The organism is Cyanobium sp. Copco_Reservoir_LC18, assembly GCF_009834675.1.
Classification (GTDB): domain Bacteria; phylum Cyanobacteriota; class Cyanobacteriia; order PCC-6307; family Cyanobiaceae; genus Cyanobium; species Cyanobium minutissimum.
The window spans coordinates 1-13,616 of the sequence record NZ_ASAC01000015.1 but is presented as its reverse complement, the minus strand read 5'-3'; the positions used below and the strand labels follow the sequence as shown (position 1 = coordinate 13,616).

Below are 13,616 nucleotides of genomic sequence, written 5' to 3'. Positions count from 1 at the left end.
GGCGTTCGCTCGGCCGTGGAGGCTGCAAAGAAGCACTCTAGAAAGACCATCGGTGCCCTCCGCCCCCATGCACGTCCAGGTCCGACTGCTGCACTGCGACGGCGGCCGCCGCGTCGTGCTGGTCTCGGCCCGTGACGGGGAGCGCTTCCTGGGCAGCGCCCTGGGGGAGGCCGGCGATGCCGAAGAAGCCGAAGACCGCGCCAGGGCCCGCCTCCTGGCCCATCTCCAGGGCCCCGGCCCAGCCCCTGAAGCCGTCGGCCGGGCCCCTGCCGCAGCGGTCCGGGCTCCCGCCGCCCCGACCCCACCCGCGGCGCCGGACACGCCGGCTCCCCCTTCGGCGCCCGCGCCACCGGCGCCCGCGCCGCCGGTGCCCGCGGCAGCGGCGCCCGTGCCCGCCCCCCCGAGTCCCGCCGAGGACCCCCAGGACTGGAGTGCCGAACTCACCCATCTGGATCTGCAGCTGCGCCGTCTCGGCTGGGACCGGGACCGGGAGGCCGCCTATCTGCAGCGCTGCTTCGGCCACCCCAGCCGCGACCGGATCACCGTCTACGCCGACCTGATCGCCTACCTGCAGGCGATCGAAACCCTTGAGCCCGGCTGCGACCCCGCCACGGCGGCGGTCCCGCTGCGGCGGGCCGACCTGCTCGAGCAGTGCAACCTGCTGCTGCAGCAGCTGGGCTGGGACGGGAGCATGGGCCGGAGCTTCCTCGAGAAGCAGATGGGTGTCAGCAGCCGCCAGCAGCTGAAGGACGCCGACCTGCTGCGCTTCAACATGCTGCTGGAGGAGGAGACGCTGCGGGTCACCGCCGAGGGGCCGTTGGCCCCGGGCCAGGGGGGCTGATCCCGATCGGCGGCACGGGCCGGGTGCCGGGATGCCACCCCGGGGCCGGCCGCCTCGTCGAGATCCACTGGCCCGCCTGGATCCGAGCCCGTTTCATCTGGCGACAAAGGCCTGCGGGGCTCCGCCGATGGCCGCCGGCTGCGTGCGACGCTGAATCCCCTGTCTTGCCTCGGGAATTCACCGGTGACCATCAGGATCGGCATCAACGGGTTCGGACGCATCGGTCGCCTCGTCTTCCGCATCGCCTGCGGGCGCGAGGACATCGAGGTGGTGGGCATCAACGACCTGATCGATGTCGATTACATCGCCTACATGCTCCGCTACGACTCCACCCATGGCCGCTTCATCGGCGAGGTGGCCGTCGACGATGGCGCCCTGGTGGTGAACGGCCGTCGCATCCGCATCAGTTCGGAGCGCGATCCCGCCGCCCTGCGCTGGGGTGATGTCGGTGCCGACGTGGTGCTTGAATCCACCGGCCTGTTCCTGAGCGATGAGCGGGCCCGGGCCCACATCAAGGCGGGGGCCTCCAAGGTGGTGATGTCGGCCCCCTCCAAGGACGACACGCCGATGTTCGTGATGGGGGTGAACCACACCAGCTATGCGGGCCAGGACATCGTCTCCAATGCCTCCTGCACCACCAACTGCCTGGCGCCGATGGCCAAGGTGCTGCACGACAGCTTCGGCATCCGCGATGGTCTGATGACCACCGTCCACGCCACCACCGCCACCCAGAAGACGGTCGACGGGCCGTCGGTCAAGGACTGGCGCGGCGGCCGTGGCGCCGGCCAGAACATCATCCCCTCCTCCACCGGCGCGGCCAAGGCGGTGGGCAAGGTGATCCCGGCCCTGAGCGGCAAGCTCACCGGCATGGCCTTCCGGGTTCCCACCCCCAACGTGTCGGTGGTGGACCTGACGGTGAATCTCGAGCGGGGCGCCAGCTACGACGCCATCAAGGCCGCCATGCGGGAAGCCGCCGCCGGCCCGATGGCCGGCATCCTGGGCTACACGGAGGACGCCGTGGTCTCGACCGATTTCCTCGGCCAGACCTGCACGTCGATCTTCGATGCCTCCGCCGGCATCGCCCTCACCGACACCTTCGTGAAGGTGGTGTCCTGGTACGACAACGAGTGGGGCTACTCCAGCAAGTGCCTCGACCTGATCGCCCACATCTCCGGCTGATCAGCCCGTGGCGCGCACGCGGCAATGGCTGCGCACCAGGGTGGCGCCCAGTTCGATCTGGCGCTGGTTGGCATAGGCCTCGCGCTCCAGGGCCTTCTCCCAGTCGGAGGCTCCGGCGTAGAGGGGATCGTCGAGGTGGAGCTTCAGTTCCGCCGGCACCTCCTGGCTCAGCCCCAGGGTCCGGGGGACGGAGCGCAGGCCACCCGCCGCGCAGCTCTGGGCCACATGGATCGCCTCGTGGTTCAGCACCTGGGCGAAATCCACGGTGCCCTTGTCGACCACGGCGGGCTTGATCCGCAGGGTGCGGGCGGCGTGGTCCCACTCCCCGGCGGCGCCCGTCTTTCTCGGTTCCGCCAGCTGCACCTGGACCCCGGCCTGCTCGAGCACGCTGAGCAGATCGGCGATGGCGCGGCGCTTCTCGCCGTGGTCCGGCGGAGCGTCGATCAGGGCCTGCAGCTCATCCACCGAGAGTTCGGGTTCCCCGGCCCGGCGGCGGTAGAGAAAGCGGATGCCACCACCGGCCAGCGGTTCGGCCCTGGGGATCCACTGCCGGTCGGCCTCCTTGAGGTCCTCCAGCAGGCCCCCCTCGATCAGGGCCATCGGCCGCAGACTCGGATCGGGGGCCGGATCGAAGCGCTCCAGCAGGCGGGTGGTGATCGCGGGGGCCTGCTCGGGCAGGCTCCCCATCGGCTCGAGCAGGCCGGAGAGGGCCGCTCCCCCCAGCACCAGCACGGCCACCCCGCCGGCCAGCCCCCAGGCGCGGCCATGGCGGGGCTTCGGCTCCAGCAGGTCGCCGCAGCGCCCGCAGCGGGGCAGCCCCGTGTAGGGAGGCTCCATCCGCAGGGGGCGACCGCGGCAGGTGGGACAACGGAAGCGGGCCATCGCTCGGCAGACCGACCCCCAGCATGACCGCAAAGGGGCCGGGACGTCGCGGCGGTGTGCGGTGGTTGCGAGGATCGCCACCGGTTTGATCCCATCCACGCGATGCCCCTCCACGCCCTCGTGCGCCAGCTGCAGGCCGCCCCCCTCACTGCCGAGGTGAAGGCGCGCTGCGGGCGGGCCGAGCGCCTGCGGCTGAGCGGGGCGGGTCGGGCGGCCCGGGCCCTGGTGGCCAGCGCCCTGGCGGGCTCCAGCGAGGCGCCCCTGCTGGTGGTCGTGCCGACCCTGGAGGAGGCGGGCCGCTGGGCTTCCCTGCTGGAGCTGATGGGCTGGCCCCTGTGTCAGCTCTATCCCACCAGCGAGGGCTCCCCCTACGAGCCCTTCGACCCCACCAGCGAGATCACCTGGGGCCAGCTGCAGGTGCTGGCCGAGCTGGTGGGCGACGCGGAGGGGGCTTCGGGTGCCGGCGGTGGCCGCTTCGCCGTGGTGGCCACCGAGCGGGCCCTGCAGCCCCACCTGCCGCCGCCGGCCCAGCTGGCGGCCCGCTGCCTCACCCTGCGCCGGGGCGACCGGCTGGATCTGGAGCAGCTGGCCCACACCCTGGCCGGCCTGGGCTACGAGAAGGTGCCCACGATCGAGCAGGAGGGCACCTGGAGCCGGCGGGGCGACATCGTCGATGTGTTTCCAGTCAGTGCCGAGCTGCCGGTGCGGCTGGAGCTCTTCGGTGAAGACCTGGAGAAGCTGCGGGAGTTCGACCCCGCCACCCAGCGCTCCCTCGATGTGATCGAGCGGGTGCGCCTCACCCCCACCAGCTACGCCCCCCTGATCGCCGAGGCCCTGCGGGAGCGGATGCCGGACGGGCTGGAGCGGCTCCTGGACCCCGCCGCCCTCGACCAGCTGCTGGAGGGGGGCACGCCGGAGGGGATGCGGCGGCTGATGGGTCTGGCCTGGGAGACACCGGCCTCCCTGCTCGACTACCTGCCCGCCGGCACCCTGGTGGCGATCGATGAGCGGCGCCAGTGCCTGGCCCACGGCCAGCAGTGGTTCGACCATGCCGCCGAGCACCACGGCGAGGTGGTGAAGGCCGCCGAAGGCGAGCCGCCCCTGCCGCTGCCGGGTCTGCTGCACCGGCCGATCGCGGCGGCCCTGGCGGAGGCGGAGGCCTTCACGGGCTTCGATCTGGCGGAGCTGCACGAGAGCGACCGCCACCCGAACGTGCTCGATCTGGCCAGCCGGCCGGTGCCGGCCCATCCCAACCAGTTCGGGCGCCTGGCGGAGCAGATCAAGGGGCATCTGCGGGACAAGGTCCGGCCCTGGATCGTCTCCGCCCAGCCGTCACGGGCCGTGGCCCTGCTGGAGGAGCACGACTGCGTCACCCGCTTCGTGCCCAACGCCCGCGACTTTCCGGCCATCGATCGGCTGGTGGAGCAGGGCACCCCGGTGGCGCTCAAGCTGCGCGGCACCGCCGAACTGGAGGGGTTCCAGCTGCCGGCCTGGCGGCTGGTGCTGTTCACCGACCGGGAGATCTTCGGCCAGCACAGCCTGGCGGCCGGGGGCTACGTGCGCCGGCGCCGCAAGGCGGCCAGCCGCACGGTGGATCCCAACAAGATGCTCCCCGGCGACTTCGTGGTGCATCGCAACCACGGCATCGGCCGCTTCCTGAAGCTGGAGAAGCTGGCCATCGGCGGCGAGGTCCGCGACTACCTGGTGGTCCAGTACGCCGACGGGTTGCTGCGGGTGGCCGCCGACCAGCTGGGCAGCCTGGGGCGCTACCGGGCCAGCAGCGACAGCCCGCCGGAACTCAACCGCATGGGCGGCACGGCCTGGACCAAGGCCAAGGAGCGGGCCCGCAAGGCGGTGGCCAAGGTGGCGATGGACCTGGTGAAGCTCTACGCCGAGCGCCACCAGGCGCCGGGCTTCGCCTTCCCCCCCGATGGCCCCTGGCAGGGCGAACTGGAGGACTCCTTCCCCTACGACCCCACCCCCGACCAGCTCAAGGCGATCGCGGAGGTGAAGCGCGACATGGAGCGGGAGCAGCCGATGGATCGGCTGGTGTGCGGCGATGTGGGTTTCGGCAAGACGGAGGTGGCGATCCGGGCCATCTTCAAGGCGGTCACCGCCGGCAAGCAGTGCGCCCTGCTGGCCCCCACCACCGTGCTGGCCCAGCAGCACTGGCGCACCCTGAGTGAGCGCTTCGCCCCCTACCCGCTCAAGGTGGCCCTGCTCAACCGCTTCCGCACAGCCGCCGAGCGCAAGACGATCCTGGAGGATCTGGCCAAGGGCAACACCGATGTGGTGGTGGGCACCCACCAGCTGCTGGGCAAGGGCACCACCTTCCGCCAGCTGGGCCTGCTGGTGGTGGATGAGGAGCAGCGCTTCGGTGTGAACCAGAAGGAGAAGATCAAGGCGCTGCGCAAGGACGTCGACGTGCTGACGCTCTCCGCCACGCCGATCCCGCGCACCCTTTACATGAGCCTCTCCGGGGTAAGGGAGATGAGCCTGATCACCACGCCGCCGCCGCTGCGCCGCCCGATCAAGACCCACCTGGCCAGCCTCGACGAGGAGGCGGTGCGCAGCGCCATCCGCCAGGAGCTCGACCGCGGCGGCCAGGTGTTCTACGTGGTGCCGCGGGTGGAGGGCATCGAGGAGGTGGCCGGCCAGCTGCGGGCGATGCTGCCGGGCCTGCGGCTGCAGGTGGCCCACGGCCAGATGCCGGAGGGGGAGCTGGAGAGCGCCATGGTGGCCTTCAACGCCGGCGAGGCCGACGTGATGCTCTGCACCACGATCATCGAATCGGGCCTCGACATCCCCCGGGTGAACACGATCCTGGTGGAGGATGCCCACAGGTTCGGTCTGGCCCAGCTGTACCAGCTGCGGGGCCGGGTGGGCCGCAGCGGCATCCAGGCCCACGCCTGGCTGTTCTATCCGGGCGATGCCTCCCTCAGTGACGCGGCCCGCCAGCGGCTGCGGGCGATCCAGGAGTTCGCCCAGCTGGGCTCGGGCTACCAGCTGGCCATGCGCGACATGGAGATCCGTGGGGTGGGCAACCTGCTGGGGGTGGAGCAGAGCGGCCAGATGGAGGCGATCGGCTTCGATCTCTACATGGAGATGCTGCAGGACTGCCTGGCCGAGATCCAGGGCCAGGACATCCCGGCGGTGGACGAGACCCAGATCGACCTGCCGGTGACGGCCTTCATCCCGGCCGACTGGATCACCGAAGCCGACGAGAAGATGGCGGCGTATCGCGCCGCCGCCGAGTGCGGCGGCAAGGCGGCCCTGGTGGAGCTGGCCGCCGGCTGGGCCGACCGCTACGGCCCGATTCCGGCGCCGGTGCAGAGCCTGCTGCAGCTGATGGAACTCAAGCTGCTGGCCCGCCGCTGCGGCTTCTCCCGCATCAAGCCGGAGAAACCCAACATCGCCCTGGAGACGCCGATGGAGGAGCCCGCCTTCCGCCGCCTGCGCCAGGCCCTGCCCCAGCACCTGCACGGCCGGCTGGTGTATCAGGGGGGCGCCGGCAGCACCGCCAAGGTGCTGGCCCGGGGACTGGGGGCCCTCTCCCCCGCCCAGCAGGTGGAGCAGCTGATGGCCTGGCTCACCGCCATGGTTGGCCAGATCCCCGAAGCGGACGGGCGCACCGAGGAGCAGCGGGCTGACGAGCAGGCAGCGAAGAACGCGGCGGTGCTGGTGGTGTGAAAGCACTGGGAATCGGAAGCGTCCTTCGCTGACCGCGGCACAACGGGGATTTGCAGACTTAGGTGTAGCGGCAGATACACGTGCTCCGTCAAATTGGATACAGTTTCGGGGCATTGCGACAGCTTGTAACAAAGAGCCAGTCGACTCCCCTCAGGCATCGTTAAGGTTTTGAATGCCAAGTAGTCTGGCTTTCTCCAGGGATCTGAAGACATAGCACCACCTATCGATGTCAGCCCTCAGATTTGAAATTGGTCAACTGCTGGCAGCTTTGACAACGCGATTGCAAGAAAGGTCTGCCGATGGCGTGTAACTTACCACGGTTTGCAAAGCTATGCCCTTGCTTGAAGGACCCCATGAGATGGAACTGCTGGATGGCCAGTGGACGATGGGTGATTCTTTGACGTTCTGGTTATTTAAGAAGCTGGAGAAGTCAGTGTGGCCAGTGGCCTCCAAGGCCAACCTGAAAAAGGGTGACACTCATGCCTTTTGCCACCACAGGCTTCAGGATGGATTACCTCTGCTGCCGTTGGCCATTCTTCACGATGTCATCAGCCATCATCAAGGGCGATTGATTCGTCTTGATAGTCTAAGCCGTGTCGACAAGGAGTGGTCCATAGCGCCACAGAATTTCAATCCTAAGTTCATTGACGTGGATCGACTTATGCTCTCCTCTTCGATCCATTTCGAGAACGTATTTCCTGCTTGGCAGCTTCTGAAAATGGTGTTTTGGGCAAAGTTGATAAGCACAATCAGTCTCCAGAGGTGTCGAAAGCACACCATCAGCAAAGGCCGCAAGGACCAAAGGAGCGCGGCGCGGGGAGTCTATTGTTTAATCGTTAGTCTGCTGCATCATGAATACAATGGAAGAGCAAGCAAAGGGCCATCGAAGAATGGATCTGCCAGACTCTTTCTTGCATCCCAAAACTACAACTCTTCTGTTCTCCCCCAAGGTGGCCAGAGCTATAGGCCTTCAAATGGCGTCACATATTCCTTGTTAACGGCCACATGAGAGCCATGCTGGGTTCAAGTACTGCAACAGCTCAAGAACGCTTAAGCGTTGCCGTTTCATTTGAGTACAGCATCAATCTGCCACAAATGCTTGAGGATCTTCAGATCTCCGTTCTGCTCTCTACTTATCAAGCTGGGCAAGTCGTCTCCATTGGTAGTCATCAATGCAAGCTGCAGGTTGGTTTGTCGCATTTCGATCAAGCGATGGGGCTCTGCCGCACACCTTCTGGCATTGCCGTAGGTAGTCGAGATGCCATCTGGACCCTTCCAGCTAACCGTGCGATTGCCCCACGTATTGAACCAGCAGACACGCGGGATATTGCGTTTCTTGCACGCCAAGCTCACTACACAGGGGTAGTGATGGGTCATGATCTCGGCTGGGCTGGAGAGCGAATCTGGCTGGTCAACACCTTGTTTAATGGTCTGGTAACGATTGAGGATAATTGGAGTTTTGTTCCGCAGTGGAAACCTCCTTTCATCTCAGCTTGGGCACCTGGCGACCGCTGTCACTTGAACGGTATGTCATTTTCAGAAGGCAGCTCATCTCCCACTTGGGTCACTGCATTGGGTGAAACTGATGCAGTGAACGGCTGGCGAGAATCCAAGGCAACAGGTGGTTGCCTCATTCATGTGTCTTCAGGTGAGATTGTAACTCGGGGGCTGTCGATGCCTCATTCACCAAGAGATTACAAAGGAAGTCTCTATTTGCTTGATTCAGGAAAGGGCAACCTAGTTAATATCGATCAACAAAGCGGAGCATCATCAACAGTCACCACCCTTCCAGGCTTCACACGTGGACTCGACTTTTATGAAGGCTATGCCTTTGTAGGTCTGTCTCAAGTCAGAGAGACTGCCGTATTTGGAGATTTGCCTCTCCAGCAGATCAACTCTGAGAATCTGCGGTGTGGCTTGGCAGTCGTTAATCTGAGAAGTGGATCTGTCGATGGCATGTTTTGGTTTCACTCTGGCATTGAAGAAATTTTTTCGGTGCTGGTCTTACCAGGCTGGAAAAATCCCGCTCTCATCGGCCCGGACACACGATCTGACGCCAGCCAGACCATCTGGGTAGTACCGCCAGTGCTCACAATCTAATCATTCCTCCATGTCCACACCTCGCTCGCTTACCGCCATTACTCCTGGCATACCTGCTTCTCGTTCAGGAAGTGGATCACAAGGGCAATTCACAGCAATCGGGAATAATCTTCTTTTCATCGCAGATGATGGGATCAGCGGACAAGAACTTTGGCGATCCGACGGAACAAGCTCCGGTACATTTCGCGTTGCAGATATTCTGCCCGGAATCGGCAGCTCTAATGCGTCTGGATTTGCATCAAACGGGAACTCGGTCTTCTTCTATGCCGATGACCTTGAGTCCTCTCGTTCAGATAATGGTCAACTCTGGAAGACTGATGGCACAATCACTGGAACTGTTCGAGTTACAGATCTCACCTTTGGGTTTAATGGGTTTGCTAGCTACGGGCTGCAACCCAGTTACATAACATCACTTGGCCTAAAGGTATTCTTCCAGGCAGGATATTTCGCTGGCAGCAGTCTCTGGGTGTCGGATGGCAGTGCCGAAGGCACCATGCCCGTAAAAGCAGAGTTTAATCGAATAGCTCCTCGTGGACTAACGGCCGTTGGCGACACCTTGTTCTTTGCAGGTGTTGACTTTCTCTTTGGTAATTACGTTAATGTTGAACTCTGGAGATCTGACGGAACGGACTCTGGAACCTTCCGCTTGGCCGATATTAAACCTGGAAGTCGAACGGACCAGAGTTCAGATCCAAGGCGTCTAACAGCAGTCGGAGACACACTTTTCTTTACCGCTGAAGATGGAGTATCAGGTTTTGAAGTCTGGAAGTCCGACGGCACACAGGCAGGAACAACTCGCGTCGCCGATATTAACCCCGGTATTGCAAGCTCTGTTGCTGGACTGACTTCAGTAGCCTATGGGTTTCCTGTTATCGGAAGTACGATTTACTTCACCGCCACTGACGGATTCACAGGCTATGAACTCTGGAAATCTGACGGCACACAATCGGGGACAATACGTGTTGCCGATATATATCCAGGAACCAATAGTTCGTTTCCATCTAATCTTACTGTTGTTGGGAACTCCCTCTATTTCACCGCCTCTGATCTGCTCGGGACTGCAATATGGAAGTCGGACGGTTCTAGCGCTGGGACAGTGTTGGTGTCACGAGTTGGTTCCACAGTTGCTAACTTCTATGGTTCAGATCCTCGCTACCTTACGGCTGCTGGAAATTCAATCTTCTTTACCGCAATTGGCAGTAGTGTATCGGGCAGAGAGCTTTGGAAAAGTGACGGAACACCTTCTGGTACTGTTTTAGTCGCTGACATCTTGCCTGGTGTTGAAGGCTCAGATCCGCGAGACCTGAAGGTTGTTGGAAACAATCTGTACTTCTCTGCCAAGAGCCCTGGTGGTATTGGACGACAGTTATGGGTGCTTAACCTCGAAAGCCCCCCCTTGGCGATTGTTAGGCCCCCAACTCCAAGTAGTCCGAGAATTGATCATGCATTCTTGGAAGTGCTGGCCAAGGATCTGGTTTACCAGAGCTGGAATGAGACACCACAAAACTGGGAAAGTCAGATTCTGAATTCACCGTATAATCCTAACCGCTATAACTATAAACTCTCAAAAAGATTTGGAAGCGAAAGTCTGGGCTTCTTTGGTATTGGGCTAGTCGCCGATGACGCACCACCAATACTGGTTTTGCGTGGAACTGGCGACCTTCTGGACGTTCTTTCGGACGCTAATCCTTCAGGTGTTGGCTTCGACCAGTTTCTTTCCATCCGTGATGAAATCAACGATTGGCTTGGCACCGTCGATGTAGTTTTCGATCCCTATATTACAGGTCACAGTCTCGGTGGTTCCTTAGCACAATGGTTTGCTGCTGACTACACCGCCAGCCTGTCTGGACGCTTGTCCGAGGTCGTCACATTCAACTCAACGGGAATTGAAAAGGCTGTACGTCCACTTGGCAGCATCAATCCATACGGCAGTAGCACGTTCTCAAGTGATAAGACAGGCGCTGTCACTCACTATGTCACATCAGCTGACCTAGTCAGCCTGGCTGGAGATGACTACATTCCAGGTGATTTCTATATTTCAGACTATGTATCGAATATCAACGTCTTGGGAGTCCATCTGAATCCCGTTTTAGCGAAGAGGTTGCCTGTTTCCGGACTTTTCAATCCTACGATTGAACAGCCGAAGCTTCGTTCATTCGACGATCTGATCTCACCCTCATTTGGCTACAGTAATGACTCAGACCACTGGCAATTCCGGCTAACTGCCGCCTCGATTGGAGTCCTAGCTGTTAAAGCTGCTGGGCTTCTTGGTCCAGGAGCTCCAGTAGCTGCTTTTGTTGGTAAAGCGATCATCAACTTCGCTGCTTCTATTGGCACTCGATCCGGGCTGGAGACTTGGAGGCGGAATCTCCTTTCAGGTTCAAGTCTTGGAATTACTTCGGACACGTTTGTGTCGCTCTTTAAGGAGGCGCTATCCTATGCAAAGCAAGATGAAGCCTATCGGTCGGAAGCGGTTCAGGCGGCTATTTACGCAGTCCAAACTGGCGGCCCAGCGGCATTAGAAGCACTTCAGAGTTGGGGTGCAGGTGCTTGGGCTGCGGTCGGATCGTGGAGAAAACAGGCATGGCAGCAAGCCAGCAACTGGACAGCATCAACCTGGGACGCTACTACCAACTACACAGATGAGATCTGGGATCGGCTGACCAATCGGCTTCAGTCGCTCGCGCTTGATGCGGTGATCTTTGTTGGACGCAATACGATTAACTTCTTCCTTCAAGACACTTCGCCTCAATTGCAGCCATTCAGGGTGATGGGCATGGAGGCCACAACCCCGACAGCTACGGATGAGTCTGATAACTCCATCATGTCATTTGGAGCAGCTGCGTCGCCATCTACCCGAACGATCTCAGTTCCGATATCACTGTCTCGAGCCAACACGACGAGCATACAGCTTCGCTACGAGACGGTTGATGGCTCCGCGTTGTCTGGACAAGATTATGTGGCTTCCAGTGGCGTTTTGAACTTCGCTCCTGGAGAGGTCGAGAAGTTTATCAGCATAGATCTTCTCCCTGGCGATCAGCCACAACAAAGGAAGACTCTAGCGATTCGACTGTTTGATCCACAGAATGTCGAACTTCTCCTCGATGACCGTATCACGATTACAGTCATCCCCAACACGACGCCTAGTGTAGGTTCTCCTATTCCTGATCAGCAGGCCACAATTGGCCAACCTTTTTTCTTCGCTGTACCCCAAGGGACATTTGTCGATCCTGACATCAGCAATAGTGATTTCTTGAAACTTTCTGCCACTCTGGCTGATGGCACTCCATTGCCAGGCTGGCTGGTCTTTGATTATAAACGACTGAGTTTCTCTGGCATTCCTGATCCCACCGATCTCGACAGATTGACAATCAGGGTTACCGCTGAGGATCGCGCTGGATCTTCAACGAGTACAACGTTCTCGTTGCTGACTGGTTTGGATTCCCAGATCGTCCAATCTACAGGTGATGCTGTCGCTAGCCAATTTATTGGCGATGGCGTCGGGCGTACTTATCGCGGAAGCACGGCTGGTGATATCTATGACATCACTGCGGGCGGTGCCAACGTCATCTTGGGTACACCTGATCAGCTCAGTAATGACAGGGTCCTCGGATTTGATCAGAACGACATCATCTTACTCAAGAACGTAGAGATTCTGCCTGGAAACTTCTCGGCTACGCTCCTAGGCAACTCTGTTCGCCTGACATTTCAGCTGCCTCCGACTAATACCGAATCTGGGTCACAAAATGGGTCATCGATAGACATCGTGCTACAGGGTGCCTACGACCCATCCACTTTTGGCTTTTCTGCTGTCAATGGCTCAACCAAGATTGTTTACGCAGCAGAAGAGCCTGTTATTACTCTCGCGCTTTCGACCTCTTCGGCCCCAGAGGATACAGGCGACGGTTTGGAGTTTACATTCAGTCGAACAGGCCTTGTCACATCTGCATTGGACGTTAATTACACCGTCAGCGGTACAGCTTCGTTAGGGTCAGATTATACAGGCATCCCCTTGGCAGGAAATTTCAAGACAGTTACCTTTGCTGCTGGCTCTGCTACCGCAACCTTCACTATTGAGCCTACTGCCGATGCTCTAATCGAAGCCGATGAAACCATTCAGATATCCCTTTCCGGAGGCACTGGTTATACCGTCGGGACACCAAGGGCTGTTGTGGGGTCGATCATCGACTCTGACTTCACCCCCGGAGCACGCACGATCAACGGCGTGAATCTGGGCAGCACCCAGCTCGGTTTTGCCATCCGGCAGGGCTCTGGTGCACCGATCCAGGTGTCGATCTCCGGTCAGCTGGCATCGGCGAGCAACCCAGGAGCCGGCTGGACACCGCTGGCTGCGGCGGCCACTGCAGGCGGTTATGACCTGTACTGGAGAAATTCGGTATCAGGGCAGTATGCCCGCTGGAACCTGAACAGCAGCGGCGCCTTTATCGGTGGAGAGGCCCTCACGCTGAATCAGTTCCTGCAGGCGGAGACAAGCCTGAACGCGGATCTCGATGGTGATGGCAGCACCGGGCTGCTCTATACGGCAGGAGCGCGCACGATCAACGGTGTGAACCTCGGCAGCACCCAGCTCGGCTTTGCCATCCGGCAGGGCTCTGGTGCACCGATCCAGGTGTCGATCTCTGGTCAGTTCACGTCGGCCAGCAACCCAGGCGCCGGCTGGACACCGCTGGCTGCGGCGGCCACTGCAGGCGGTTATGACCTGTACTGGCGCAATTCGGTATCGGGTCAGCTGGCCCGCTGGAACCTGGACAGCACCGGGGCGTTTGTCGGCGGTGGCGTGCTCAGCCCGAATCAGTTCCTGCAGGCAGAGACAAGCCTGAACGCGGATCTCGATGGTGATGGCAGCACCGGCCTGCTCTATACGGCAGGAGCGCGCACGATCAATGGTGTGAACCTGGGCAGC

7 protein-coding genes are annotated in these 13,616 nt (G+C 61.3%); 6 read left to right on the top strand and 1 reads right to left on the bottom strand.

The window, feature by feature from the left end:
• The first annotated feature begins 67 nt into the window (after window positions 1-67).
• The gene (locus L107_RS09160) at window positions 68-841 is read left to right on the top strand and encodes a hypothetical protein (RefSeq protein WP_159818155.1); all 774 of its coding nucleotides are present in this window, start codon (window positions 68-70) and stop codon (window positions 839-841) included.
• Between the two features lie 183 nt (window positions 842-1,024).
• Window positions 1,025-2,020 (top strand): type I glyceraldehyde-3-phosphate dehydrogenase, encoded by a 996-nt coding sequence (gap, locus tag L107_RS09155; protein ID WP_159818153.1) that lies wholly within the window; start codon window positions 1,025-1,027, stop codon window positions 2,018-2,020.
• Here gap and L107_RS09150 read toward each other — a convergent pair whose 3' ends face one another.
• Complete coding sequence (locus L107_RS09150) at window positions 2,021-2,902, bottom strand: hypothetical protein (RefSeq protein WP_159818151.1); 882 nt, start codon at window positions 2,900-2,902, stop codon at window positions 2,021-2,023. It abuts the gene before it with no gap.
• Window positions 2,903-3,004: 102 nt separating this feature from the next.
• On the opposite strand from L107_RS09150, the gene mfd reads away from it, so the two are divergent.
• The 4 genes from mfd to L107_RS09130 all read left to right on the top strand — a co-directional run.
• Complete coding sequence (gene mfd / locus L107_RS09145) at window positions 3,005-6,592, top strand: transcription-repair coupling factor (protein WP_159818149.1); 3,588 nt, start codon at window positions 3,005-3,007, stop codon at window positions 6,590-6,592.
• A 358-nt stretch (window positions 6,593-6,950) separates the two neighbouring features.
• On the top strand, window positions 6,951-7,601 hold the full coding sequence (locus tag L107_RS09140) for a hypothetical protein (protein ID WP_159818147.1): 651 nt from the start codon (window positions 6,951-6,953) through the stop codon (window positions 7,599-7,601).
• Window positions 7,598-8,692 (top strand): TIGR03032 family protein, encoded by a 1,095-nt coding sequence (locus L107_RS09135; protein ID WP_159818145.1) that lies wholly within the window; start codon window positions 7,598-7,600, stop codon window positions 8,690-8,692. The genes L107_RS09140 and L107_RS09135 overlap by 4 nt, the downstream gene beginning before the upstream one ends.
• 10 nt (window positions 8,693-8,702) lie before the next feature.
• Window positions 8,703-13,616, top strand: a 4,914-nt coding sequence (locus L107_RS09130) for an ELWxxDGT repeat protein (protein ID WP_201295855.1), incomplete at its 3' end; no start/stop codon positions are given.